General features: G+C 60.2%; 29 protein-coding genes. 13 read left to right on the forward strand and 16 right to left on the reverse strand.

All coding sequences use genetic code 11. The features are described from left to right. Window positions 1-172: 172 nt before the first annotated feature. Window positions 173-2,179 carry a HAMP domain-containing methyl-accepting chemotaxis protein gene (locus FBZ99_RS12965; protein WP_113390016.1) on the reverse strand — a complete coding sequence of 669 codons (2,007 nt, stop codon included), beginning with the start codon at window positions 2,177-2,179 and terminating at the stop codon, window positions 173-175. Window positions 2,180-2,598: 419 nt separating this feature from the next. Here FBZ99_RS12965 and rpmH point away from each other — a divergent pair, with 419 nt between their 5' ends. The 3 genes from rpmH to yidC are packed head-to-tail and all read left to right on the forward strand — an operon-like array spanning window position 2,599 to window position 4,962. Then, window positions 2,599-2,733 (forward strand): 50S ribosomal protein L34, encoded by a 135-nt coding sequence (rpmH, locus tag FBZ99_RS12970; protein WP_041677194.1) that lies wholly within the window; start codon window positions 2,599-2,601, stop codon window positions 2,731-2,733. 25 nt (window positions 2,734-2,758) lie between these two features. Beyond that, window positions 2,759-3,160: a ribonuclease P protein component gene (gene rnpA, locus FBZ99_RS12975; protein ID WP_015338668.1), complete on the forward strand. Its 402-nt coding sequence runs from the start codon at window positions 2,759-2,761 to the stop codon at window positions 3,158-3,160. Then, complete coding sequence (gene yidC, locus FBZ99_RS12980; protein ID WP_113330022.1) at window positions 3,160-4,962, forward strand: membrane protein insertase YidC; 1,803 nt, start codon at window positions 3,160-3,162, stop codon at window positions 4,960-4,962. The genes rnpA and yidC overlap by 1 nt, the downstream gene beginning before the upstream one ends. 91 nt (window positions 4,963-5,053) lie before the next feature. On the opposite strand, the gene arsK is transcribed toward yidC, so the two are convergent. The 4 genes from arsK to FBZ99_RS13000 are packed head-to-tail and all read right to left on the reverse strand — an operon-like array spanning window position 5,054 to window position 7,727. Continuing rightward, the gene (gene arsK, locus FBZ99_RS12985; RefSeq protein ID WP_113351293.1) at window positions 5,054-6,247 is read right to left on the reverse strand and encodes an arsenite efflux MFS transporter ArsK; all 1,194 of its coding nucleotides are present in this window, start codon (window positions 6,245-6,247) and stop codon (window positions 5,054-5,056) included. Next, a complete protein-coding gene (arsC, locus tag FBZ99_RS12990; protein WP_113330021.1) occupies window positions 6,222-6,650 on the reverse strand; it encodes an arsenate reductase (glutaredoxin) in 429 nt (142 codons plus the stop codon). The genes arsK and arsC (FBZ99_RS12990) overlap by 26 nt, the downstream gene beginning before the upstream one ends. Further along, a complete protein-coding gene (locus FBZ99_RS12995) occupies window positions 6,647-7,348 on the reverse strand; it encodes an aquaporin (protein ID WP_113390015.1) in 702 nt (233 codons plus the stop codon). The genes arsC (FBZ99_RS12990) and FBZ99_RS12995 overlap by 4 nt, the downstream gene beginning before the upstream one ends. A gap of 25 nt (window positions 7,349-7,373) precedes the next feature. Beyond that, the gene (locus FBZ99_RS13000) at window positions 7,374-7,727 is read right to left on the reverse strand and encodes an ArsR/SmtB family transcription factor (RefSeq protein ID WP_113330020.1); all 354 of its coding nucleotides are present in this window, start codon (window positions 7,725-7,727) and stop codon (window positions 7,374-7,376) included. A 42-nt stretch (window positions 7,728-7,769) separates the two neighbouring features. Between FBZ99_RS13000 and FBZ99_RS13005 the strand changes: the two genes are divergently transcribed. Together FBZ99_RS13005 and yihA are read left to right on the forward strand one after the other, a co-directional pair. Next, on the forward strand, window positions 7,770-8,282 hold the full coding sequence (locus FBZ99_RS13005) for a DUF6428 family protein (RefSeq protein ID WP_113390014.1): 513 nt from the start codon (window positions 7,770-7,772) through the stop codon (window positions 8,280-8,282). Window positions 8,283-8,406: 124 nt separating this feature from the next. Beyond that, window positions 8,407-9,066 carry a ribosome biogenesis GTP-binding protein YihA/YsxC gene (yihA, locus tag FBZ99_RS13010; protein ID WP_113231905.1) on the forward strand — a complete coding sequence of 220 codons (660 nt, stop codon included), beginning with the start codon at window positions 8,407-8,409 and terminating at the stop codon, window positions 9,064-9,066. A 73-nt stretch (window positions 9,067-9,139) separates the two neighbouring features. On the opposite strand, the gene FBZ99_RS13015 is transcribed toward yihA, so the two are convergent. The 3 genes from FBZ99_RS13015 to FBZ99_RS13025 all read right to left on the reverse strand — a co-directional run bounded on the left by FBZ99_RS13015 (window position 9,140) and on the right by FBZ99_RS13025 (window position 11,054). Next, complete coding sequence (locus FBZ99_RS13015; protein ID WP_113390013.1) at window positions 9,140-9,697, reverse strand: fasciclin domain-containing protein; 558 nt, start codon at window positions 9,695-9,697, stop codon at window positions 9,140-9,142. Window positions 9,698-9,804: 107 nt separating this feature from the next. Beyond that, window positions 9,805-10,518: an anti-sigma factor gene (locus tag FBZ99_RS13020; protein WP_092715039.1), complete on the reverse strand. Its 714-nt coding sequence runs from the start codon at window positions 10,516-10,518 to the stop codon at window positions 9,805-9,807. After that, window positions 10,515-11,054 (reverse strand): sigma-70 family RNA polymerase sigma factor, encoded by a 540-nt coding sequence (locus FBZ99_RS13025; protein ID WP_113390012.1) that lies wholly within the window; start codon window positions 11,052-11,054, stop codon window positions 10,515-10,517. Before FBZ99_RS13025 ends, FBZ99_RS13020 begins: the two co-directional genes overlap by 4 nt. Before the next feature lie 285 nt (window positions 11,055-11,339). Between FBZ99_RS13025 and argB the strand changes: the two genes are divergently transcribed. Continuing rightward, complete coding sequence (gene argB, locus FBZ99_RS13030) at window positions 11,340-12,227, forward strand: acetylglutamate kinase (RefSeq protein ID WP_015338657.1); 888 nt, start codon at window positions 11,340-11,342, stop codon at window positions 12,225-12,227. Window positions 12,228-12,293: 66 nt separating this feature from the next. On the opposite strand, the gene FBZ99_RS13035 is transcribed toward argB, so the two are convergent. Beyond that, a complete protein-coding gene (locus tag FBZ99_RS13035; protein WP_095433830.1) occupies window positions 12,294-13,064 on the reverse strand; it encodes an isocitrate lyase/PEP mutase family protein in 771 nt (256 codons plus the stop codon). A 217-nt stretch (window positions 13,065-13,281) separates the two neighbouring features. Here FBZ99_RS13035 and FBZ99_RS13040 point away from each other — a divergent pair, with 217 nt between their 5' ends. Both FBZ99_RS13040 and FBZ99_RS13045 read left to right on the forward strand, forming a co-directional pair. After that, window positions 13,282-13,986, forward strand: coding sequence for a pyrimidine 5'-nucleotidase (locus FBZ99_RS13040; protein WP_113390011.1), 705 nt, complete (start codon window positions 13,282-13,284; stop codon window positions 13,984-13,986). Between the two features lie 113 nt (window positions 13,987-14,099). Beyond that, window positions 14,100-14,765 carry a calcium-binding protein gene (locus FBZ99_RS13045; RefSeq protein ID WP_113390010.1) on the forward strand — a complete coding sequence of 222 codons (666 nt, stop codon included), beginning with the start codon at window positions 14,100-14,102 and terminating at the stop codon, window positions 14,763-14,765. Between the two features lie 71 nt (window positions 14,766-14,836). Here FBZ99_RS13045 and FBZ99_RS13050 read toward each other — a convergent pair whose 3' ends face one another. Beyond that, complete coding sequence (locus FBZ99_RS13050) at window positions 14,837-15,709, reverse strand: LOG family protein (RefSeq protein ID WP_145633477.1); 873 nt, start codon at window positions 15,707-15,709, stop codon at window positions 14,837-14,839. Window positions 15,710-15,924: 215 nt separating this feature from the next. Between FBZ99_RS13050 and dapD the strand changes: the two genes are divergently transcribed. The 3 genes from dapD (at window position 15,925) to FBZ99_RS13065 (ending at window position 18,721) form a co-directional block, all read left to right on the forward strand. Next, a complete protein-coding gene (gene dapD / locus FBZ99_RS13055; RefSeq protein ID WP_145633480.1) occupies window positions 15,925-16,782 on the forward strand; it encodes a 2,3,4,5-tetrahydropyridine-2,6-dicarboxylate N-succinyltransferase in 858 nt (285 codons plus the stop codon). A gap of 159 nt (window positions 16,783-16,941) precedes the next feature. Then, the gene (dapE, locus tag FBZ99_RS13060) at window positions 16,942-18,135 is read left to right on the forward strand and encodes a succinyl-diaminopimelate desuccinylase (protein ID WP_113390008.1); all 1,194 of its coding nucleotides are present in this window, start codon (window positions 16,942-16,944) and stop codon (window positions 18,133-18,135) included. Beyond that, complete coding sequence (locus FBZ99_RS13065; protein ID WP_069611175.1) at window positions 18,122-18,721, forward strand: hypothetical protein; 600 nt, start codon at window positions 18,122-18,124, stop codon at window positions 18,719-18,721. The genes dapE and FBZ99_RS13065 overlap by 14 nt, the downstream gene beginning before the upstream one ends. Window positions 18,722-18,733: 12 nt before the next feature. On the opposite strand, the gene arsC (FBZ99_RS13070) is transcribed toward FBZ99_RS13065, so the two are convergent. The 6 genes from arsC (FBZ99_RS13070) to def all read right to left on the reverse strand — a co-directional run bounded on the left by arsC (FBZ99_RS13070) (window position 18,734) and on the right by def (window position 22,215). Beyond that, window positions 18,734-19,135 (reverse strand): arsenate reductase (glutaredoxin), encoded by a 402-nt coding sequence (gene arsC, locus FBZ99_RS13070; RefSeq protein ID WP_145633483.1) that lies wholly within the window; start codon window positions 19,133-19,135, stop codon window positions 18,734-18,736. Further along, window positions 19,113-19,919, reverse strand: coding sequence for a tRNA pseudouridine(38-40) synthase TruA (gene truA / locus FBZ99_RS13075; protein WP_145633486.1), 807 nt, complete (start codon window positions 19,917-19,919; stop codon window positions 19,113-19,115). Before truA ends, arsC (FBZ99_RS13070) begins: the two co-directional genes overlap by 23 nt. Beyond that, window positions 19,919-20,866, reverse strand: coding sequence for a methionyl-tRNA formyltransferase (fmt, locus tag FBZ99_RS13080; protein ID WP_145633489.1), 948 nt, complete (start codon window positions 20,864-20,866; stop codon window positions 19,919-19,921). The genes truA and fmt overlap by 1 nt, the downstream gene beginning before the upstream one ends. Before the next feature lie 72 nt (window positions 20,867-20,938). Further along, window positions 20,939-21,358, reverse strand: a complete 420-nt coding sequence (locus tag FBZ99_RS13085) for a type II toxin-antitoxin system VapC family toxin (protein WP_113330006.1) — start codon at window positions 21,356-21,358, stop codon at window positions 20,939-20,941. A gap of 15 nt (window positions 21,359-21,373) precedes the next feature. Continuing rightward, on the reverse strand, window positions 21,374-21,634 hold the full coding sequence (locus FBZ99_RS13090; RefSeq protein WP_145633492.1) for a FitA-like ribbon-helix-helix domain-containing protein: 261 nt from the start codon (window positions 21,632-21,634) through the stop codon (window positions 21,374-21,376). Between the two features lie 65 nt (window positions 21,635-21,699). Then, complete coding sequence (def, locus tag FBZ99_RS13095) at window positions 21,700-22,215, reverse strand: peptide deformylase (protein ID WP_145633495.1); 516 nt, start codon at window positions 22,213-22,215, stop codon at window positions 21,700-21,702. A 186-nt stretch (window positions 22,216-22,401) separates the two neighbouring features. Between def and FBZ99_RS13100 the strand changes: the two genes are divergently transcribed. Further along, complete coding sequence (locus FBZ99_RS13100; RefSeq protein ID WP_145633497.1) at window positions 22,402-23,580, forward strand: DNA recombination protein RmuC; 1,179 nt, start codon at window positions 22,402-22,404, stop codon at window positions 23,578-23,580. A 101-nt stretch (window positions 23,581-23,681) separates the two neighbouring features. Next, window positions 23,682-24,581 carry a ribokinase gene (locus FBZ99_RS13105; protein ID WP_145633500.1) on the forward strand — a complete coding sequence of 300 codons (900 nt, stop codon included), beginning with the start codon at window positions 23,682-23,684 and terminating at the stop codon, window positions 24,579-24,581. The last annotated feature ends 146 nt before the right edge of the window (window positions 24,582-24,727 follow it).

The raw sequence follows: 24,727 nt of genomic DNA on the forward strand, positions 1-24,727 counted from the left end.
TCAATTATCCCGCTTCGCCGCAAAGCGATCTGATGCGACCTGATCGAAACTAGATAATAGGCGATTGTCGGCTTTTTTCCAATCGGCTCCGGATTTTGACGCAAGACCAAGGCCGGCAACGACGCCCAAGCGCCGCAGCCAGCCTCATATCGGTGAGATCAGATCGGCAGGATCAGAACTCTTCCCAGCCCTGCGCAGCGGCAGCCGGAGCAAGCGCTCCTCCGCCAAATGCAGTCGCGACCCTGTCGATCATGCGCCGGGCCGGCGAAGCGGTCGGGCGATGCGTCTCGGCGCGCGCTGGAACGGGAGCGGAAACATTGGCTGCGTCGACCTTGAAACGCGAAACGAGGTGGACAAGACCATCCGCCTCGGCTGCCAATCGATGGGTCGCGGCCGAGGTTTCCTCGACCATGGCGGCGTTGCGCTGTGTGACTTCGTCCATCTGGTTGACAGCGTTGTTGACCTCGGACAGGCCAGTTGCCTGCTCGCGCGCCGCCGTTGCGATCGAGTGTATGTGGTCGTTGATCTTGAGGACGCGCGCTTCGATGGACGACAGCGCCTCGCCGGTCGCCTGCACAAGCTTGACGCCGATCTGCACCTCGCTACCGGACTTGCCGATCAAGGCCTTGATATCCTTGGCAGCTGTTGCGGAGCGCTGCGCAAGCTCGCGTACTTCCTGGGCAACTACCGCGAAGCCCTTGCCTGCCTCGCCGGCACGTGCGGCCTCGACGCCCGCATTCAATGCCAGAAGATTGGTCTGGAAGGCGATATCGTCGATCACACCGATGATCTGGCTGATCTCGCCCGATGCCTGCTCGATGCGTCCCATGGCGTCGATAGCGTTACGCACGACCGTGCCGGAACGGGCCGCATCGTCCTTGGCCTCGCTCACCATGACACTGGCTTCGCGTGCCCGCTCCGTGGAATTCTGCACGACGGAGGTGATCTGATCGAGCGCCGCCGAGGTCTCCTCCAGGGCGGCCGCCTGCTGTTCGGTGCGCTTGGAGAGGTCGTCGCTGGCGTGGCGGAGCTCGTTGGTGTTGGAGTTGATCGAACCAGTGGTCGCCCGCACCTCGCTCATGGTGCTCTTCAGCGTCGCAAGCGTCGTATTGACGTTCTGCTGCAGCTCGGCAAAGGCGCCCTGGAATTCGCCCTTCATCGCCTGGGTCAGATCTCCGTCAGCCAGGCTTGCAATGACGCGGCGGACCTCGCCGATTCCCGTGTCGACGCTGATCAGGAGCTCGTTGACGTTGCGCGCGAAGCGGTTGAGATTGACGTCACCGTAGTCCTTCTCGATGCGCTGGCTGAAATCGCCGGCTGCCGCGGCAGATACTGCGAGAGACATGCTCGATTGAAGCTCGTCGCTCTTGGCGCGCATGGCTGTTTCTTCGGCATTCATGCGGCGCACGGCATTGCCGTTTTCCTTGAAGACGTCGACGGCCGCGGCCATCTCGCCGATTTCGTCCCGGCGGCCGGCAAACGGCACCTCGATATCGAACTGGCCGTTGGCGACATTCTTTATCGCATCCGTCACCTTGCGGATCGGGCGGCTCAGGTGGACGGTTCCGATATAGGCTCCGAGGCCGACGCCCGCCACGATACCGGCAATCATGATGCCGAGGACGACCCACAGGACGTTGCTATGAAAAGCTGCAATCTCGGCTTCGGCTTTCGCCAGCTCCGCCTTGTCGGTCTGGACGATCGCATCGATCTCGGCCTGGAAAGCCTTGCGGTTGGCGCGGTTCGCCTCGTTGTTGCCCTGCTTGCCGGCGGCGTCCGGGCCATCGGTCACGCCGAGCCTGGCCGTTTCCGTGCGAAAGACGCGGAACTCCTGGGCGCGGGCCTGCAGCTTTGCGAATTCGGGCTTCTGCATCTCCGGCACCAGAGGCGCCCAGCTCGTCAGCACCTTGTCGATTTCGTCGAGATCGGCCATCAGCCCATCGGCAAAGGGTTTGGAATCCTTTGCCGCGGCAGCGGCATAGATGCCGCGCGCCTCCATGACCACTGCGGTCACGTAGCGATTCAGGCGCTCGCCCATGTAAGCGCGGCTCGCCGTCTGCTCATAGCTCTGTAATTTCTGGTCATATTGATGCAACGCATAGAGGGCAGTGGCGCCAATCAGAAGCGCCGCCCCGGCCATGACAGATACAAGCAGATTTATTTTGCCGCGAATTTTCACAATACCCCTCCGGCGCAGATCCCATCCCCCATAAATCGATGGGTTTTACGACATAGAGCTAGATATCGGCTAAAATCATTAACGTTATATTGAAGTATTTTTAATCTAAACGTACGGCATTCCTAACTATACTTTCCATATATTTTAGAATATCCTCAACCTATATTTAAGGTTGCGCACACATTCCGGCGAGCATTGCCGCCCAAGCACGTTGCCGCGGCCGATTGGCGCGAATTTGCCTGATTTCAAGGAATCTGCGCTCCTATAATTGACTTCCGGGGCCTTGATCCGTATAAGCCCGCGCACGTCCGGTCATGGAGCCTGCTTTTGCGGGCCAAGTCCGTTCGCCATAATCAACAACGCTCCTTGCTATTCAAAGCAAAGCTCAAGAAGGGCCGCACTCCGCGGTGTTTAAATAAATGAAGCGTACCTACCAACCATCCAAGCTTGTCCGCAAGCGTCGTCACGGCTTCCGTGCGCGTATGGCCACCAAGGGCGGCCGTGCGGTTCTTTCCGCTCGCCGTAACCGCGGCCGCAAGCGTCTTTCGGCCTAAGGGCCGAAGTGCCCGATAATCCAGGATGGCGGGCAAATTGACGAATGAACGACCCAAAAAGACTGTCGGGCGGCTGAAAAGCCGGCCGCAGTTTCTTGCAGTCCGCGAAGGCGAGAAGCGCAGAGGCAGCTTCTTTCTCATCGAAATGCTGGATCGCAAGACCGCCGACGCCGAACCCCGCGTCGGTTTTACCGTCACCAAAAAACATGGCAACGCGGTGGAGCGCAACCGCATGCGGCGCAGGCTGAAAGAAGCCGTGCGGCTTCACGCCGGATTTGCAATGCAGCCCGGACACGACTATGTGGTTGTCGCGCGACGCGAGGTGCTGACCGCGCCTTTCGAAAAACTGGCGAGCGAACTCGTAAGCCGCATCGAAACCAGGCCGAAACACCGGCGGTCGGAAAAGGACCGCTCCAGGAAAGTATGATGGAAAACAACCGCAATTACTTCATTGCAATTGCACTGTCTGTGCTGATTGTTCTCGGCTGGCAGTTTTTCTACATGAACCCGCGCCTCGAAGCGCAGCGTCAGGCCGAGCAAGCCGCCAAGCAGCACCAGCAGGCGCAGCAGGCCCAGACGACGCAGCCAGCTCCCGCGGGCACTGCGGTCAACGGTTCGCTGCCGGCGAATGGCCAGACGACCTCGGCGGTCCTCACCCGTGACCAGTCCGTCGAAAAGACCGCATCCGCGCGCGTTGTCATCGATACGCCCGCCCTTGCCGGCTCCATCAACCTGGAAGGCGCTCGCCTCGACGATCTCCGTCTGAAGGCCTATCACGAGACGGTCGACAAGAGCAGCCCGATCATCACCCTGTTCAGCCCGGCCGACACCAAGGACGGTTATTTCACCGAACTCGGCTATGTTGGCAGCGATGCGACCGGCGCAGTCCCAGGCCCTTCGACCCTGTGGAAGCTCACGAGCGGCGACAAGCTGACCGACAAGACGCCGGTGACACTGTCCTACACCAATGACAAGGGCATCACCTTCAGCCGCACGATCTCCGTCGACGATCGCTATATGTTCACGATCACCGACAAGATCGCCAACGCCAGCCAGGCGCCGATTGCACTGTCGAGCTATGGCCGCGTCACCCGCTACAACAAGCCCGAGACGCCTTCCGCCTACGTCCTGCATGAAGGCTTCATCGGCGTTATCGGCGATGACGGCCTGATCGAGACCAAATATGCGTCTACCGAAAAGGAAGCCACGACGCCCGCCAAGGCGACCGGCGGCTGGCTCGGCATGACGGACAAGTATTGGGCTGCAACCATCGTGCCGCCGCAGTCGACCGCTTATGACGCCCGCTTCTCGCACTTCGCGGATGGCACGCCGCGTTATCAGGCAGACTACAAGCAGGATGCGATCACGGTAGCCCCCGGCCAGTCGATTGACCTGAAGAACCTCGTCTTCGCCGGCGCCAAGGAAGTTCCGGTCATCGACCGCTATGAGACCAGCTATTCGATCCCGCGCTTCGACCGCCTGATCGACTGGGGCTGGTTCTATTTCATCACCAAGCCGATGTTCAAGCTGATGGATTTCTTCTTCCGCTACTTCGGCAATTTCGGCGTCGCCATCCTCTGCACCACCATCGTCGTCAAGGCGCTCTTCTTCCCGCTCGCCAGCCGGCAGTATGCCTCCATGGCGAACATGAAGCGCGTGCAGCCGAAGATGGAGGAGCTGAAGGCCAAATTCGGCGACGACCGCATGGCCCTGCAGCAGGCGACCATGCAGCTCTACAAGGAAGAGAAGATCAATCCGATCGCGGGTTGCTGGCCGGTGCTCTTGCAGATCCCGATCTTTTTCTCGCTCTACAAGGTGATCTACATCACCATCGAGATGCGCCATGCGCCGTTCTTCGGCTGGATCCAGGATCTTTCGGCTCCGGACCCGACCTCGATCGTCAACCTGTTCGGCCTGCTGCCGTTCGCGGCTCCGACCTTCCTGCATCTCGGCGTCTGGCCGCTGATCATGGGCGTCACCATGTTCCTGCAGATGCGCATGAACCCGACGCCTCCCGATCCGACCCAGGCGATGATCTTCAACTGGATGCCGCTGGTATTCATGTTCATGCTGGCAAGCTTCCCGGCCGGACTCGTGATCTACTGGGCCTGGAACAACACGCTCTCGGTCATCCAGCAGTCGATTATCATGAAGCGCCACGGCGTGAAGGTGGAGCTCTTCGACAATCTGAAGGGCCTCTTCAAACGAAAACCGGCACCATCGAAATGACGACAAAAGCCCTGCTCCGGTGGGGCTTTTTCTTTATCCGGCGGAGGTGCGATCGACGCGACCTCCAGCACCGATACACCGCCCATAATGGTCATCGCAATGCTGCGATGGAAGATAGCGCAACGATGGAAAGCCCGCCGAGAGCGGCCGTGACGGCGAGTGACGGCGTAATGCCGATATTCTCCATCGCGAAGGCCAGAGCGAACGGGGCAAGAGCTGAAAGGATCAGCCGCGCCGCCATCATCTTCCCCTGAAGCTTCCCGTAGCCGTCACTGCCGAAAAGATGCAGAGGCAGCGTGCCGGTGACGATGCTGAGGAGGCCGTTGCCCATGCCGAAGATTATCGCGAAGGCCATGGCGCCGGGCACGGAGGGAGCCGAAAGCAGAAGCACCAGCAGCCCGCCCGGAATCAGCGTCGAAGCGATCACGGCCAGATGGAGTGCTGGCAGGTTCTTGCCGAACACCATATTGGTGAGGCGGCTGCCGACCTGCGATGGGCCGAAGAGCGTCCCTACGAGAACCGCGGTCGCACTAAGACCAAGGCCGGACAGCAGCGGCACCAGATGCACCAGAACGGCCGAACTGACCAGCGACATCAGCGAAAAACCCGTAACCATGATTGCAAAGCCAAGGCGACGGCGAGCAGGTGGCAACACACCCTCTACGCGCCGAGCTACGGTCGATGCCTTCACCCCGCGCGAGACTCCCTGATGCGACAACCAGGCGTGGATTGGCAGGCAGATACAGAGGTTGAGCACGGCGAAAGCCAAATAGACGTTCTGCCATGTGAGATGCGCATGAAGTGCCGTGGTCATCGGCCAGAAGATTGTCGAGGCGAATCCGCCGATCAGCGTCAGATAGGTAATACTGCGGGAGGCGACCTGCGGTCGGATTTGCACGAGCAGCGCAAAGGCCGCGCCATACTGGACCAGATTGGCGGAAGCTTCGATCGCAACAAGTGCAGCGACATAGGCTGCCTTGTTGGGTGCAAAGGCACAGGCGGCCAGGGCGACAGCCGCCATGAGGGAGCCGATCGTCATCACCCGGGCGGCGCCGAGCCTGTCGAACAGCACGCCGAGCCACGGTGCGGTGAGGCCGCCGATCAGAAGCGCGACCGACAGCGCACCGAAAACCCATTCACTCGACCACGCGAACTGCGCGACCATATCGGGCGCGAGGATGCTGAAGCTGTAGTAGAGAGTGCCGTACCCGATGATCTGCGTGATGCCGAGCGCAAGCACTGCAAGAAGAGGCACCCGTTCAGACAAGGCGCTTGCCGTCAGCATCGAGAACCTGCTCGCCATCTTCCTTGGCGAACGGGCCTTTATGCGTATCGGGCAGGATATCCAGGACGACTTCCGAAGGCCGGGCAAGACGCGTGCCCATGGGCGTGACGACGAACGGGCGGTTGATCAGGATCGGATCCTTCAACATGGCATCGAGCAACTGGGCATCGGTCAGGTCCGGATTGTCGAGGCCGAGTTCGGCATAGGGCGTGCCATTTTGGCGGATCGCCTGCCGGACAGTCAAACCCGCATCGGCTATCATCTTGATGAGATCATCGCGACTTGGGGGATTGCTCAGATATTCGATGACGGTGGGCTCGATGCCGGCATTACGGATCATCGCCAGCGTGTTGCGCGAGGTGCCACAGTCTGGATTGTGGTAGATCGTGACATCCATGGTCATGGGGCAAGTTCCGTTTCAGCGAGAGTTTGAGGATTGCGGGCTTCCATTAGCAGCCAGCTCGCGAGCAACACCGCCAGCAATGCGCCGAGGATTTCCGCGACGATGAAACCCGACAGATCGACAGGACGGATGCCGGCGAAGGTGTTCGTCAGCGAGCGGGCGATTGCGACAGCCGGATTGGCGAAAGAGGTGGAAGCGGTGAACCAGTAGGCAGCCGTGATGTAGAGGCCGACCAGCCACGCCACGGCGTCGGCGCGAAACCGCAGGCCGGCGAGGATGAAGAAGACAAGGCCGAAGGTGGCCGTCACCTCGGCCAGCCATTGCGCGCCGCCGCTGCGAATGGTGGTCGAGGCCTGCAGCAACGGCAGTTCGAACATGGCATGCGCAAGGATCGTTCCGAAAATCCCGCCAAGGATCTGGGCGACGACATAGCCCAAAGCCGACATCGCGGTCAGCTCGCGCCGTATCGCAAAGACCAGCGATACGACCGGGTTGAAGTGAGCGCCGGATATCGGCCCCAGGACGGTGATCAGCACGACGAGGATCGCACCCGTAGGCAGCGTATTGGTGAGCAGCGCAAGCGCCGTATCGGTCGTCAGCCTGTCCGCCATGATGCCCGAACCGACCACCGTCGTGACCAGAAGACCCGTGCCCAAGGCCTCAGAGACAAGACGGCGCGAAAGCGGAAAAGATGTCATGGTTTCAGGCCCGAGATCAGCATATTCATGGAACGTTTCTCGCAGCTGGTACGCAGCAGGCAGCGACTTGCGTCGCCGGCGCGCAGACCTCCGGGTGCCCCGCGCAGCAGTCTTCCATCAGGAAGCGGACGAGACCTCCGAGCACATGGTAGTTGGCGGTGTAGACGATAGAGCGGGATTCCCGTTGCTGGCCAATGAGGCCGGCCCGATCCAGTTCCTTCAGATGGAATGAGACATTCGAGGGCGATACGCCGAGCTTCTCCGCAATCGCGCCCGCAGCCATGCCGTCAGGACCAGCAACGACGAGCATGCGGACGATCTGCAGGCGGGTCTCCTGAGAGAGAGCGCCGAACGAAGCGAGGGCTTGACCTTCATCCATATTTCAATAATCCTTGAAACGTTGAAATATGGAGTACCTCAAATGAACGCGATCGACAAGACCCCAGCTTCGGATATCAGCATCGGCCTTCTGCTTGAGACCTTGGCCGCTTCCCGCGATCTGCCCCTTGTATTCCGCTATAACGGACGGCCGGTGAGGCCAGGCTATCACGTCACAGAAGTCAAAGCCGGGCAGTTTTCGGCACTGGACTGCGGGGCCAATCCGGAAACATGGGCGGAGATTTTCGTGCAGCTTTGGGATATCGACGAAGGCAACCGCACGCATATGCCAGCGGGCAAATTCGCCGCTATCATCCGCAAAGTTTCCGAGCACGTGCAGCTCGACGGTTCCGCAAGGCTGACCTTTGAGGTAAGCGACGGGGTGCAGCCGATGCAGCTCTACTGCGCATCGACTCCCGCTATCGGTAACGGCGCGGTGCATGTTAACCTCATTCCCCGCGCAGCTAGCTGCAAGCCGCGTGACCGGTGGCTGGTCGCGCAAGCTCAAGCGGCGGCTTGCTGTGGCCCAGCAAATGCCGTCACGTGTTGCGGTTAGCCATTACCGACTCTTTGAGGCGGCATCGAAGCTCGGCGGCACGAAGCCAAATGCCGATCCAAACTTGACTTTCGCGGATAAAACCTCGAAGCCAATCCACTCATTCAAGCAAAAGACTGAGTAAATGGCAGATCAGACGACAAAAGACGACAAGCCGCTTTTCGGGCGTCCGTGGATTTTCATCCGTGGCGTGCCGTCGATGAAATTTCTGCCGCCGGAAGGGCCGCCGGAAATTGCTTTTGCCGGCCGCTCCAATGTCGGCAAGTCGTCGCTGATCAATGCCCTGGTCGGGCATAAGGGCCTGGCGCGTACCTCGAATACGCCGGGGCGCACGCAGGAGCTCAACTATTTCGTTCCCGACGGCTTTTCCGGCGAGGGCGGCGATCTGCCGCCGATGGCTCTGGTCGATATGCCGGGCTACGGTTATGCCGAAGCGCCGAAGGATCAGGTCGATGCCTGGACGAAGCTCGTCTTCGACTATCTGCGCGGGCGCACGACGCTGAAGCGCGTCTATGTGCTGATCGACAGCCGCCACGGTATCAAGAAGAACGATGCGGAGGTCCTGGACCTTCTCGACAAAGCTGCCGTTTCCTATCAGATCGTGCTGACCAAGACCGACAAGATCAAGGAAGCAGGCATACCGAAGCTGCTGGCCGATACCGCTGAAAAAATCCGCAAGCGCCCCGCCGCTTATCCCGGCATCCTCGCCACCTCATCGGAAAAAGGCGCTGGCCTTCAGGAATTGCGCGAGGCCATTGGCCTGACGGTCGGCATCCAGGTCTGAAGACCGACCGGTCAAGTGAGGCCGCCGCCCCCAACCCCGCATAAGGCGACGGCGGCCGTGTTGCCGCTAAGGATTACATCTTCGGCAACAACACCTTGTCGACCACATGGATCACGCCATTCGACTGCTTGACGTCGGCGATGCTGATATGGGCAATGCCGCCGGCTTCGTCGGTCAACGTCAGCTTGCCGCCCTTGTCCACGGCCTTGATCGTGCAGCCGCCGACCGTCTTCAGATCGTATTCGCCGCCCTTGCTCATTGCCCATTTCTTGATGGCGGCGGCCATGTCATCACCGGCGACGACGTGGCAGGTCAGCACCTTGACGAGCTTCTCCTTGTTCTCGGGCTTCAGCAGGGTTTCGACCGTGCCTGCTGGCAGCTGCTTGAAGGCTTCATTGGTCGGCGCAAAGACGGTGAATGGGCCTTTGCCTTCGAAGGTATCGACGAGGCCGGCCGCCTTGACGGCTGCGACCAGGGTCGTGTGATCCTTGGAATTGACGGCATTCTGGATGATGTTCTTGCTGGCATACATCGCAGCACCGCCCACCATCGGGTCCTTGGCATAGGCTAGGCTGCTTGCGGCCGACAGGATTGCGGCAGCGGCGGCAATGCGAAACACGGTCTTGATCATAACGTACCTCTTCCTCTCTGTTGCCCCGATCGGGCGGGGTCGGAAGAAGATACGGAGCATGCTGTCAGAGAGTTTCAGCCGCGAACGTTTTCGGGAGGCGAAATTCCTCAGGGCAAATGGATCGTGCCGGAAGCAACCACATCGCCCGTTGGTTTGCCGGTCGGCGAGCCGCCAAAGGGCTCGACACTGACGGCGATGATGGCGCCTTCAGTCAATTTGGCGTGAAGTTCCGGCGACAAGACGATTTCCCCATCGCCGGTCGGTGGCAGTATGCCCAGCGCCTCGGCGGGATCGCTGCCGCGAATCAGCCAGAGCTCCAGCGATTTCTCCTCGGGTTTGCCGGCGGCGACCGGCGTAATTTTCAGGCGCCCATTGGCGACGTCGTAATTGGCGAGGAGATTGAAGGGACTGTTCTGGCCGGAAAGGGATGCGGTGAGCTGCTTGCCCGGGCTCGTGCGCAAGCCGCCTTCATTCGTGATGGCGAAGACGAGTACGCCGGCCGCCAAGAACAGCGAGCCGAAGGCGACCGAGCGCCACAGCATCAGCGAATTCCAGAGATGGGCGCCGAACGCCGCTTCACCGAAAATCCGCTTTTCGATCTTCGGAAATACGGCGGCCGCAGGCGTCACCGCCTCATATTCCTCGTTGAATTCCGAGAGATTCTGCTCCCAGCGGCTGACGATTGCGGCGAACTGCCGGTCGCTGCGCATGCGGCGCTCGACCTTCTGCCGGTCTTCCAGGGAAAGCACGCCAAGCACATATTCTCCGGCCAGGACTTCATCGCGGGAGCGGCCTCCCTTGCTTTGATCGGGCGTACTCATCGGTCCATGCACTCTCTCAGTCTGATTAGGCTTCGGCGCAGCCAGGTGCGCATAGTATTCAATGGCACAGCGTGTTGGTCGGCGAGCTCCTGGTAGCTCAAGCCCTCGACATAGGCGCTGCGAACAGCCCGCGCACGATCAGCTTCCAACTCTTCCATGCACCTGTCAATCCGCCTTCCCTCTCCCTTCACGATTGCTTGCTCTTCGGGGCCGGGTTCCAGGTCGGCGAGATCGTAAGCGCTGTCTATTTCGTCAGCTACGGGCTTGCGGGCACGGACGAAATCGATGGCGCGATTGCGCGCGATCGTCATCAGCCAGGCCATTGCCGGCCCTTCCGCAACAGCAAATTGCTCGGCCCGCTGCCAGACCTTGATATAGACCTCCTGCAAAACCTCTTCAGCATCCGCCTTGTTGCCAACGATGCTCAGGCAAACACCGAGAAGTTTCGGGCTGGTACGCTTGTAGAGTGCGGCAAAGGCTTTCTGGTCGCGCATGGCAATGCGGCCAATCAGCGCTTCCGTCTCCTCGCTCGCCATCCAAATCCCCGGGGTACAACGCCTGCACCATCTTTAGAAGAAAACTCCGCCTCGGCAAACGCATCCGCACCATCAATTTCGGCGACGCTAATGTGACATAGCGTCAACGAAAGTGCAGCGCGATCTTTCAGATGCACTTTTCGCGCTTTAGGTCTTTGGTTTTTCGCATATCGTTGTCGCAAAACCGCTGAACACCTTTGCGCGACATGCTTTAATCCCGAGATCATTATTCCCTCTGTCAAAAACTTGAGATAAAAGGCCGCGATCAATTTCGAAGGGTGCACCATGTCCGAAGCCCAAAGCGAACTCCAAGCCAACCTGCTCGCACAGGCGCTGCCCTATATGCAGCGTTACGAAAACAAGACCATCGTCGTGAAATATGGTGGTCATGCCATGGGCAATGTCGAACTTGGCAAGGCCTTTGCGGCCGATATCGCGCTCCTGAAGCAGTCCGGCGTCAATCCGATCGTCGTCCATGGCGGCGGCCCGCAGATCGGCGCCATGCTGACGAAGATGGGCATCGAATCGAAGTTCGAAGGCGGCTTGCGGGTCACCGACCAGAAGACAGTCGAGATCGTCGAAATGGTGCTCGCCGGCTCGATCAACAAGGAAATCGTCGCGCTGATCAACCAAACCGGTGAATGGGCGATCGGCCTTTGCGGCAAGGACGGCAACATGGTCTTCGCCGAAAAAGCGCGCAAGACTATCAAGGACCCCGATTCCAACATCGAACGCGTACTCGATCTCGGTTTCGTCGGCGAAGTGGTCGAAGTCGATCGCACGCTGCTCGATCTGCTTGCCAAGTCCGAGATGATTCCGGTCATTGCCCCGGTCGCCCCCGGCCGCGACGGCGCGACCTATAACATCAACGCCGATACCTTTGCCGGCGCGATCGCAGGTGCGCTCAGTGCCACGCGCCTGCTTTTCCTCACGGATGTTCCCGGCGTCCTCGACAAGCAGGGCCAGCTCATCAAGGAATTGTCCGTCGCCCAGGCCCATGCGCTGATTGCCGACGGCACGATTTCCGGCGGCATGATTCCGAAGGTCGAGACCTGCATCGACGCCATCAAGGCCGGTGTTCAGGGCGTCGTTATCCTCAACGGCAAGACGGCCCATTCCGTGCTGCTCGAGATCTTTACCGAGCGCGGTGCGGGTACGTTGATCGTTCCCTGATAGGGCACACTCATTGAGAAAATTCAGGCGCTCCGCAAACGAGATTGCGAAGCGCCGAGGGGCTCGTCAGGACGGCCGATAGATCGCTTCGGCCTCGCTTTTCAGCATTCCCATGACCGAACGATAGGGAGCCGGCCCATAGCTGATGCGGCTGACACCCAGCCTTGCCATGGTCTCATTGTCCGGCGTGGTCGGCCGCACCATGATGTTAACAGGCAAAGGCGAGCGTTCGCAGAGGGCGCCGATCAAATCCGGTTCGACCAGGCCCGGCGCGAAGAAACCGCTGGCACCGGCCTCGGCAAAAGCATCGGCGCGCTGAAAGGCATCGTCCAGCAGCAGCTGATGATGCGCCGTATCGCTTTCCTGCAGGAAAAGATCGGTACGAGCGTTGATGAACAAGGGCATTTCCCGGCGATCGGCCATCTCGCGGATGGCGCGGATGCGTGCTGCCTGCGTTTCGATAGGATGAACGCCCTGGCCGCCGATCACCTGATCTTCGAAATTGATGCCGATGGCGCCGTGATCCATGATCTTTTCGACATTGGCGGCGACTTCCTCAGGCTCGACGGCATAACCGCCCTCGAAATCGACCGACAGAGGCAACGGGCTCGTCACCGAAATCAGCCTGGCGGTCACCGCCAGCAGCGATAGCGGGATTGCCTGGCCGTCCCCGAAACCATTGGCAGCGGCGACCGACCAACTCCCCGTTGCCAGCGCCTTAGCGCCGGCTTCAGTGACAGCCTTGGCAGAGCCCGCATCCCAAATATTGAAAAGGATCAGCGGCTCACCCTTCTTGTGCAGCCGCGCGAATTCCTGCGCCTTTTCCACCTGACTCATCGCATCCCCTCCGAAAAGCCCGGCCGGGTGATTTCTCCTCCGCGACCCAAAAGAGCGTAAGCTCTCCCTCACATGGCAAATAGAGTAAAACCCCGGAAATCAATGGTAAAATCATAGCCGGCATTAGATCGCACGGCAATCTCCCCAAAATGGTTGAGATGCGGCAGCATGAATATTTCCCTTCCCCCGTCCGGAGCGGGCGTGCCATAAGACAGGCATGAGCCAGACAAAAACACTATCCGAGCCAGCCGATTTCTCCCACATCCGTGATTGGGTATTCGATCTCGACAACACGCTCTATCCGCATCATGTCGATCTCTTCGCGCAGATCGATAAGAACATGACGGCTTACGTCTCCGCCCTTCTGCACATGGAGCGCGAAGAGGCCCGCAAGCTGCAAAAGCAATATTATCTCGATCACGGCACGACGCTGCAGGGTTTGATGATCCATCACGGCATCGACCCCAACGACTTCCTGGAGAAAGCGCACGCGATCGACTATTCGGCGCTGACGCCGCAGCCGGAGCTCGCCGCCGCCATCAAGGCACTGCCGGGACGCAAGTTCATCTTCACCAATGGCAGCGTCAAACACGCCCAGGCGACGGCCGGTGCACTCGGCATCCTCGATGGCTTCGACGATATTTTCGATATCGTCGCGGCTGACTATGTGCCGAAGCCTGCCGGCAGCACTTACGACAAATTCATGAGCCTTCATCGTGTCGATACGAACAGAGCGGCCATGTTCGAGGACCTGCCGCGCAATCTCACGGTACCCAAAGCGCTCGGCATGAAGACGGTACTTCTTGTACCGCAAAATCTCGAGACGACGGTCGTCGAATGGTGGGAACGGACCACCGGCGAAGACGACCACATCGACTACGTGACCGACGACCTCACTACCTTCCTGAAAGCGCTGGTTTAACTGTTCATTAGGACTTGGTTACCAAAGTTTCATGCGCCTTACAGAGGTTTAATTGGTCGTTTTCGACCGCCAACCGTATCGTTTGATCATTCCTCGACACGAAAGGAAAAACGATGAACGGGAAAAAACTTCTTCTGGCCGGACTTTCCGCAACCCTGCTTCTCGGCGGTGCCGCCCAGGTGGCGCTCGCCGCTTCGCATGATGGCGACCGTGGGGGCAGGCATCATTACGGCCGCTGGCACAGACCGCATATTTCGCCCGAAGTCCTTTACGTGCGCATGCTGAAGGAATTCGGCAATCCCGGTGACACGAAGCTCACCAAGGATGAGGTCAAGGCTGGCGTCGACAAGATCTTCGACCAGATCGACGTGAACCACGACGGTGAGATCACCCCCGGCGAATATCGCGCCTACCGCCAGGAGCAGATGAAGCAGTGGCGAGCCGAACATGCCAAAGCTGAGGGCGACAAGGCTCAAGATGGCCAGGCTCAGGGCGGCGATCAGACTCAAAGCAATCAGGCTCCGGCCGACCAGTCCAAGAGCGATCAGGCTCAAAACGACAATGACAACGACAAGGGTGGCGAAGCCCATCGCCATCACAGACCGCATGGCCGCTTCATGCACGAAGCTATGGTCTTCCGCTTTGCCGATACCGATCAAAGCGGCCAGATCAGCAAGAAGGAGGCCGAAGACGCCATGAACAAGCTCTTCGACCGGCTGGATCGCAATCATGATGGCGTCGTCAACCTTGACGACATGCCGGGCCGCCCGCTGCTCTAAGCCGATCGCTCCGGCAACAAACCCATGAACAAAGGCCCGCCCTCGCCCAAGCGACGGCGGGCTTTTCGTTATCAGTGCCCGTTGTCGTGCTCGTAGAAATCGGCGACGATCTTCCAGGCCTCGTCGGCGGTATCGACGAAGCTGATGAGGTTCACATCGTCCGGCGCGATGGTGCCGAACTCCGCCAGCGCATCGAAATTGATGATGCTGCGCCAGAACTTCTCACCAAAGAGAATGAGCGGCAGGCGCTCCATGCGGCCGGTCTGGATGAGCGTCAGGCATTCGAACAGTTCGTCGAGCGTGCCGAAGCCGCCCGGGAACACCGCGATCGCCTTGGCTCGCACCATGAAGTGCATCTTGCGGATCGCGAAATAATGGAAGTTGAAGCTGAGCTCCGGCGTCACATAGGCGTTCGGCGCCTGCTCGTGCGGCAACACGATGTTGAGGCCAATCGAGGGCGCGCCTTCTTCTGCCGCGCCGCGATTGCCTGCTTCCATGACGCCTGGACCGCCGCCGGTGACGACGACATATTCGTGGTAATCGAAGCCGGCGGAATAACGGGAGCAGAGTCGGGCGAACTTGCGCGCCTCCTCGTAATAGACCGATGCGGCTTCGAGATTGGCACGCTGCACGTCATTGCGGGCAGCCCAGGCGTTGGTGCCGGGGGGGGGAATGCGTGCGCCGCCGAACATCACGACAGTCGACTTGATGCCGCGCTCGGTCAGCGACATTTCGGTCTTCAGCAATTCCAGCTGCAGGCGGATGGGCCGCAATTCCTCACGGCAGAGGAAATCCTCATCGGCATAGGCAAGCCGGTAGGATGGCGACATCGACTGCGGCGTGCGCGGCACCGACTCGGCCCGCTGCTTGTCCGCCGAGCTCGTCTTCAACGGGTCCCAAACCCCGTCCTTGCGCCTCAGCCTGCCGTTCTTCCCCTTGCTCATCTATTCATGCCTTTCGAATCGATCATGACGGGCCTTTCCTGCCGAAGGACAGGAATGCCCAAGTTCTTGCATATGCCCCTACAACGCCTTGAATCCAAGCTCAATCGGCGCGGAAAAGACATTCCATTTTCGGCATGCATGCTATAGGACCAATCGACCGCATCCGGAGCTTTATCCGGAAAACACGATAGGCCCTGACGTTGTAAGGAATTCCCATGAGCGCTACCGATCTCGCCTCCCTCGAAAAGTCCATCGAGGCTGCCTTCGACAATCGCGACAATGTGAACACGTCGACGCGCGGCGAAGTCCGCGATGCCGTCGAAACGGCGCTCAATCTCCTCGATAGCGGCAAGGTTCGCGTGGCCGAACGTGGTGCCGATGGCAACTGGATCGTCAACCAGTGGCTCAAGAAAGCGGTTCTGCTCTCCTTCCGCCTCAACGACATGAAGATCGTCGAAGGTGGCTCCGGCGGCGCCACCTGGTGGGACAAGGTTCCCTCGAAGTTCGAAGGCTGGGGTGAAAATCGCTTCCGCGAAGCCGGCTTCCGCGCCGTGCCGAACGCCGTCGTGCGTCACTCCGCCTATATTGCCCCCAACGCCATCCTGATGCCGTCCTTCGTCAATCTCGGCGCCTATGTCGGCGAAGGCACCATGGTCGATACCTGGGCAACCGTCGGCTCCTGCGCCCAGATCGGCAAGCATGTGCATCTTTCCGGCGGCGTCGGCATCGGCGGCGTGCTGGAGCCGATGCAGGCCGGCCCGACCATCATCGAAGACAATTGCTTCATCGGCGCCCGCTCCGAAGTCGTCGAAGGCTGCATTATCCGCGAAGGCTCCGTGCTTGGCATGGGCGTGTTCATCGGCAAGTCCACCAAGATCGTCGATCGCGCCACCGGCGAGATCACCTATGGCGAAGTTCCGCCATATTCGGTCGTCGTCGCCGGCTCTCTGCCGAGCGGCAACACCATGGCGAACGGCCAGCCGGCCCCGAGCCTCTATTGCGCCGTCATCGTCAAGCGCGTCGATGAAAAGACCCGCTCGAAGACCGGCATCAACGAGCTGCTGCGCGACTAATCTCGCAAAATTTGGGAAGCGCGGTTGCTATATCGCGCTTCCCTCATGCTTGCCGGGTGAGCATGCCTGTGCGATTGCTGGAATCGCGGCAAAGATTTTCGAGTCGTTACCGATCCTTTGCCATCGCTTTGCCATTTCCCGCCGGATAAGTTGCCTCCGATGACTGTTACCAATCCCATTACGAACCTGCAGACTCTGATCCGCTGCGCCTCCGTCACCCCGGCCGAAGGCGGCGCGCTGACCGCGCTTGCCGATATGCTGCAGCCACTCGGCTTCAAGATCGATCGCATGACGGCGAGCGAGGCGGGAACGCCCGATATAGAAAATCTCTATGCGCGGCTCGGCACGGACGGACCGCATCTGATGTTTGCCGGCCATACGGATGTCGTGCCGGTCGGCGATGCCGCTTCGTGGAGCCATCCGCCCTTTGCCGCCGAGATCGCCGATGGCGAGCTTTTCGGCCGTGGCGCCGTCGACATGAAGGGCGGCATCGCCTGCTTCGTGGCAGCGGTTGCGCGTCATATCGAAAAGCATGGCAGACCCGCCGGCTCAATCTCCTTCCTGATTACCGGTGACGAAGAAGGACCCGCGATCAACGGCACCGTGAAGCTGCTGCAATGGGCGGCCGAGCGCGGCGAGACATGGGATGCCTCCCTCGTCGGCGAACCGACCAATCCTGACCGGCTCGGCGACATGATCAAGATCGGTCGCCGCGGCTCGATTTCCGGCACCATCACCGTCCACGGCGTTCAGGGCCATGCCGCCTATCCGCACCTTGCCGACAATCCCGTGCGAAGCATTATCAAGCTGACGGAATCGCTGCTCGATCCCCCCTTCGATGCCGGCACGGACAATTTCCAGCCGTCGAACCTCGAAGTGACGACGATCGACGTCGGCAATACCGCCACCAATGTCATTCCCGCCAAGGCGACTGCTGCCTTCAACATCCGTTTCAACGACACCTGGACCGCCGATACGCTGAAGGCGGAAATCCTGGCGCGCCTGGATGCGGCCGCCGCCGACCAGACGTTGCGGCCCGGGCGTCCGCCGGCGAAATACGACATCGTCTGGTCGGAGCGCCCGAGCCAAGTCTTCCTGACGCGAAACAATGCGCTGATCGCCTCGCTCTCCTCTGCCATCGAAAACATCACCGGTCAAAGGCCGGCGTTGTCGACCACCGGCGGCACGTCCGATGCCCGCTTCATCAAGGACTACTGCCCCGTCGTGGAATTCGGGCTTGTCGGCCAGACCATGCATATGATCGACGAGCGTGTGGCGCTCTCGGATCTCGAAACGCTGACCGGGATCTACCAGACCTTCATCCAGCGCTGGTTCGAGAATGCCGAGCTTTAAGGAAGTCCAATACTACCTGTCCGGCCTGTGGCTGCTGATCCGGATGGATGCACGCGGCTTCCAGTATCTGGACATATCGGACCGCGGCATGATGCGCTCCTTCTGGGCAATTCTCTGGTGCTTGCCGTCGATCGGCATTTCATGGCTGTGGTGGCAGAAGGCCTATTTAACTGCCATGCCGCCGGAGACATCGACGGGCCTTGCTTTTTTTCTGCGCCTGGCCTTGGTGGAATTTGCGAACTGGTTGATCCCGCTCGTGCTTGCTGGCGTGTTGCTGCTGATTTTTCGCTTCGGCGACAAGTTCACGCCGATCGTTGTCGTCGTGAACTGGCTTGGCGTGCCGACATCCTACCTCAATGCGCTGCTCATCGCCTTGATCGCCTTCGTTCCCGGGTCCAGCGGGTTGGCGGCGCTGCTGTGGCTGGCACTGATGATGGCGATCATCTTTTCGCTGGCGCGCATGCTCAGAATGATCTGCGGCACGCATCCGCTCTTCATCGGCACGCTGACGCTGGTGCTGCTCATTCCGACCATGCTGCTGACGGACTTCCTGCAGCGCTTCCTCGGCGTCTATCCGCCGGGCTGAGGCAGTCGCGTTCTAACGGTTGACGACCTCACCATCTTCCTTGGTAAAAGGGCCGATGTCCGGGTTCGGCAGGATATCGAGCACGAGTTCGGAGGGGCGGCAGAGACGCACGCCTTTCTCCGTCACCACGATCGGGCGGTTGATCAGGATCGGGTGCTCGATCATCCCGTCAAGCAGCTGATCGTCGGTGAGATAGGGATTGCCAAGACCGAGTTCGTCATAGGGCGTTCCCTTTTGGCGGAGAAGATCACGAACCGTCAGGCCCATGGCGGCAATGAGCTCCACCAGCTGTTCGCGGCTGGGCGGCGTTTTCAGATATTCGATAACGACGGGTTCTTCGCCGGACTGGCGGATCATCGCCAGCGTATTGCGAGAGGTGCCGCAGGCGGGATTATGATAGATCGTCACCGTCATCGATATCCTCCCCTTCACTGCCGGCCGAACCGGCACCGTCACGATAATCCACCTGCATGAAATAGAGCCCATCTGGTGGGGCGACAGGGCCACAGGCTTTGCGATCCTTGGCTTCCAGCGCCGCGCGCACATCCTCGGGTGTCCATTTGCCCTCGCCCGCAAGCTTCAGCGTACCGGCGAATGAGCGGATCTGATTGTGCAGGAAGCTTTGCGCGGTGGCGCGGATCTCGATCAGTTCGCCGCTGCGCGTCACGTCCAGCCGGTCGAGAGTACGCACCGGGCTGTTTGCCTGGCAATGCGCGGAGCGAAAGGTGGTGAAATCATGCCGTCCCACAAGGGTCTGCGCCGCGGCGTGCATGACCTCATGATCCATATCCTTCGGCACCCACCATGCACGCCCGGCTTCCAAAGCCAAAGGTGCGCGGCGGGCGATGATACGATAGAGATAGTGGCGGCGGATGGCCGAGAAGCGTGCATCGAAGCTTTGGTCGACCTCGACGATATCGAGAATGGCAATGCGGTCACCGGCCATCCTCAGATGGGCATTGAGCGCATTGCGCAGCGTATAGACCTTCCACTCCTTGGAAAGATCGGCATGCATGACCTGCCCCATGGCATGGACGCCGGAATCGGTACGTCCCGCCCCGCGGATCGAAACGGTTTCGCCAGTCAAGGACAGGATGGCGCCTTCGATCGCGCCCTGCACGGAGGGCCCGTTTTCCTGGCGCTGCCAGCCGACATAGGGAACGCCGTCATATTCGACGGTCATTTTGTAACGCGGCATCAGGCTTGCTCCGAGGCGAGCACGGTGCCCAGCGAGATCGGCGTGCCGCGCAGGAAATCCGCCGCCGCCAAAGGCTTGCCGCCGGCCTTCTGCAACTTCGTGAGTCTGATGGCGCCGGAGGCGCAGGCAATGACGAGATCCTCTGTCAGCACCTGGCCAGGCGCTCCATTACCATCGGCCAATTCCGAACCCAGCACCTTGATGCGCTCGAGGCGGCCGGCGATTTCGGCCTCGAACCAGGCGCCGGGAAAGGGCGACAGGCCGCGAATATGATTATGGACATCGGCTGCCGACTTGCCGAAATCGATGCGCGTTTCACCCTTGTCGATCTTTGCGGCATAAAGAACACCCTCGGATGGCTGCGCGGTCAGTGGCAGTTCATCGTGCTCCAGCTTATTCATGGCCTCGGCCATGGCTTTTGCGCCGACGAGCATCAGCTTGTCATGCAGTTCACCCGCGGTCATGGCGTCACCGATCTCGACTTCGCGTGTCAGCGCAACCGGACCGGTATCGAGCCCCTTATCCATCTTCATCACCATCATGCCGGTTTTTTTGTCGCCGGCCATGATCGCCCGTTGGATAGGGGCTGCGCCGCGCCAGCGCGGCAGTAGGGAGGCATGGCCGTTGTAGCAGCCGAGACGCGTGCCCGACAGAATTGCCTCCGGCAGCAGCAGGCCATAGGCGACGACGACGGCGACATCCGCGTTCAGATCGCGAAAGCGCTGGCGTTCGTCGGGATCCTTGAAATTGACCGGCGTGAACACTGGCAGCCCCAACAGCTCAGCCGCTTGATGCACCGGCGATTTCTGCAGATCCAACCCTCGCCGGCCGCCGGGGCGCGGCGGTTGCGTATAAACGGCACGAATCTTATGTCCGGCATCGATCAGGGACCGCAATGTCGGCACGGAGAATTCGGGCGTTCCCATAAAGATGATATTGAGCGACATGCGATCCATCCGGCTAAGATATCAGGTTTCGAATGACCCCGCGGTGATGGCACGCGCCATCGGGGTCCGACGCTAGCCGCCTTCAAACGGGTTTATGAGCTTGAGATCAAGCCCCTCGAAGTCTTTTGTGTTGCGCGTCGCCAATGTCGCGCCGTTCGCAAGGCAGATGGCGGCGATCATGGCGTCCTTCGTTTCCATCCTTCGCCCAATCTTGTGGCGCTGAGCGGAGATTACTCCGTATTGATGGGCAGCATTGCTCGAAAATCCCAGAACGCGGCCCGAAAACTCTGCCTCTATCGCGTCCAGCTCCGCAATCAACGCCGCCTTGCGCTTCCCGTCAGCCAGGAGCTCCAGTCCGAACCGGATCTCGCCGATGGTGATGGTTGTCAGAAAAACGGCCTCGATGGCGACGCTATCAAGCCAGGACAATATGCGTTCACTATGCAGCCGCCCTTGCAGCTCCGATACAACATTCGTGTCCAGAACGATCATGCGCAGGCCACGGGGCTAGTCGAAATGGGGCGGTTCGCGATCCGGCGCATTTCGAAACGTGTTGATCGCCTCAATTTCTTCTTCGCTCAGCTTTTCTACGCCGAGAACAGCTCTCAATCGCTGCCCCGCCGACTCGCTTCCATCCCGCTCGCGCTCGAGCGACTGACGCAGCAGTTCGATCGCCTCATCCGAGAGGCTGCGGCCATGCCTGCTGGCATTGGCCTGCAACTGCTTCTTCAAGCTGTCCTCGATGCCGCGCAACAACAAATCGCCCATTCGCGCCTCCATTTGATATCAATGATATCATAGGCATCTCAGGCCGATCTTTCAATGGCCGGGGACTATAGAGCCTTCGACTTGGCGGCCTTGGTGAACTTCTTGATCACCATCTCACGCTTCAAGCGCGAGATATAGTCGATGAAGAGCACACCGTTCAGGTGATCGATCTCGTGCTGCACGCAGGTCGCCAGTAGGCCGTCGGCTTCGGTGAGCTGTTCCTTTCCGTCGCGATCCAGATGCTTGACGGTGACACGCGCGGGGCGCTCCACCTCGGCATAGTAATCCGGAATGGAGAGGCAGCCCTCCTCATAGACCGAGCGCTCATCCGAAGACGCGACGATCTCCGGATTGATGAACACCAGCGGCTTCTTATCTTCGCCTTCTCGCGCGACATCGATGACGAGCATGCGGCGGGGAACGCCGATCTGGATCGCCGCAAGGCCGATGCCCGGCGCGTCATACATGGTTTCCAACATGTCGTCGGCGAGGCGCTGAATTTCGGTATCGATCTGCTCGATGGGCTTCGAAGCCTGGCGGAGCAGCGGGTCGGGCAAAATGATAAGTGGCTTGATCGTCATGACGTTTCCCATAACGCATCTTGTTGTGCGATGGAATCGCCAAGATGGCGGTGAGGCAGTGTTTTTTCAACGGCAGCGATCCAAACGGCCACGGATGGCCTCGAAATTTTGTTCACGGTTTGATCTGGATATTCACAACGATTTTGCTATGCTTGCGCGAAGAACTTCATCAGCGCGCCAGGTTTCATGTCTTTCATCATCTTCGGCCAAGCCATTTCCACGGTCCAGCTTCTGACCGGCCTCGTTTTCCTGCTTGCGATCGCAGTCATCGTCCTTTTCGTCCGCGGCAGGGCGCAGGCGGAGGACGATGAGCTCGATGCCGAGCATACGATGGCGGCGCTGCTGCGGTCGCAGGCGGAGATGCAGGGACGGCTTGCCACCATGGCGGAAGTCTTCGGCTCCAGACAGGCCGAGCTCAATCAGGCCATCGGCCAGCGTCTCGACGGGATGTCGCAGCGGATGACGGCGACCATCGGCGAGCAGACGCGCACGACCCATGAGAATCTGCGCCGCCTGCAGGAACGGCTCGCCGTCATCGATGCCGCCCAGACCAATATCCAGACATTGGCAAAGGATGTCGTCGGCCTGCAGGCCATCCTTTCCAACAAGCAGACGCGTGGCGCCTTCGGCCAGGCACGCATGGAAACTATCATCGCCGATGGGCTGCCGATGGGCGCCTATGCATTCCAGGCGACGCTATCGAACGGCTCCCGACCTGACTGTACCGTTCGCATGCCCAACGGTTCGCCACCGCTTGTGATCGACGCGAAATTTCCGCTGGAGGCCTGGAACGCCATTCGTGCTGCCGCCAATCCCGATCAAGGCCGGATCGCGGCCCAGCAATTCCGTAGGGATTTGGAGCTGCATATTCGCGACATTGCCGAGAAATACCTCATTCCCGGCGAGACGCAGGATACGGCCTTCCTCTTCGTGCCGTCCGAGTCGATCTTCGCCGAGATCCACGAGAATTTCGAGGCGATCGTGCAGAAGGCCCAGCGCGCCCGCATCGTCATCGTCTCGCCCTCGCTGCTGATGCTGTCGATCCAGGTCATTCAAGCCGTGCTGAAGGATCAGCGCATGCGCGAGCAGGCTCATGTCATCCAGAGCGAAGTCGCGCATCTGATGGACGACCTCTCGCGCCTGGACGAACGCGTGCGCAAGCTGCAGGGTCATTTCGCCATGGCGCAGAAGGATGTCGACATGATCGTCACCTCGGCCGACAAGCTGGCAAGGCGCGGAGAGCGCATAGAAGCGCTGGAATTCGAGACGGCGAAAGAGCCTGCCAAGACACGCGCGGAAGAACGGCCCAAGCCGGTCGACAACCGCACAAGCCAACTCAAGCTTAGGGTGGTTGACGAAGACTGATCGCTTCGGCAGTGTCGCGCCCAATCGTTGCATGATCCGAAAAGACAAAGGCAGCCTTCGGGCAGGATCATGCAGGCGCAACACCCAGGGCAGGACATTGCATGATCACTATTTTCGGCTCCATCAACATGGACCTCATCGCCACCACGGATCGTTTGCCAAAGCCGGGCGAAACGGTTGCCGGCAACGGCTTTTCCACGGCAGCCGGCGGCAAGGGCGCCAATCAGGCGCTGGCTGCCCGGAGGGCCGGCGCGACAGTGCGCATGAGCGGTGCCGTCGGCAATGACGGCTTTGCGGAGCCCGCACTGGACCTGCTTCAGGCGGCAGGTACGGATCTTTCCACTGTCCGGCGGGTGTCCGAGCCGACCGGTACCGCTCTCATTCTCGTCGGCGGCGACGGCGAGAACATGATCGCAGTCGTTCCCGGTGCCAACGGCACGAACACGGCCGAAGACGCAACAGCCGCCGTGGCGGCCCTAAACCCCGGCGATACGTTGATGCTGCAGTTTGAGATCCCGGTCGCAGCCATCGAAACCGCGCTCAACGCCGCGAAGGCAAAGGGCGTGCGCACAGTGCTCAATCTTGCTCCTCTGATCCCGGAGGCTTCTCGCCTCGGCCGCCTTGCCGATATCGTCATCGCCAACGAGACCGAATTCGAGAGACTGGCCGGCCAGGACAACATGTCGGCATCCGAGCGCGAGGCTGCCCTCGTTCGCCTGCACGGCGAAACCGGCCAGACGCTAATCGTCACGCTCGGCGGCGACGGCGTCATCGCCATCCGCGACGGCGAGCTTTCTCGCGCCAAGGGTCTCGTGATCGAGCCGGTGGACACCGTCGGTGCCGGCGACACCTTTTGCGGCTATTTTGCCGCAAGCCTCGATCAGGGCCTGGATTTCCACGCCAGCCTGCGCCGTGCCGCCGTTGCCGGTTCGCTGGCCTGCCTGAAGCCGGGCGCACAGCCTTCCATACCGGTTGCCAGCGAAGTCGCCGAAAAGCTTTAAAGCTAAAATTCCATAAGCATTGCGAAGCGCAATTAATTAAATTTTTGCGCTTCCACATCATTCTCCTCTGGCCTGGCGCGTATGACCTTCCACACGCGGCAGGAATTCTCACGGCGGCTCCATGACAGGGCCATCCTGCGCCGACC

Source organism: Rhizobium sp. ERR 1071 (assembly GCF_007828675.1).
Classification (GTDB): domain Bacteria; phylum Pseudomonadota; class Alphaproteobacteria; order Rhizobiales; family Rhizobiaceae; genus Rhizobium; species Rhizobium dioscoreae.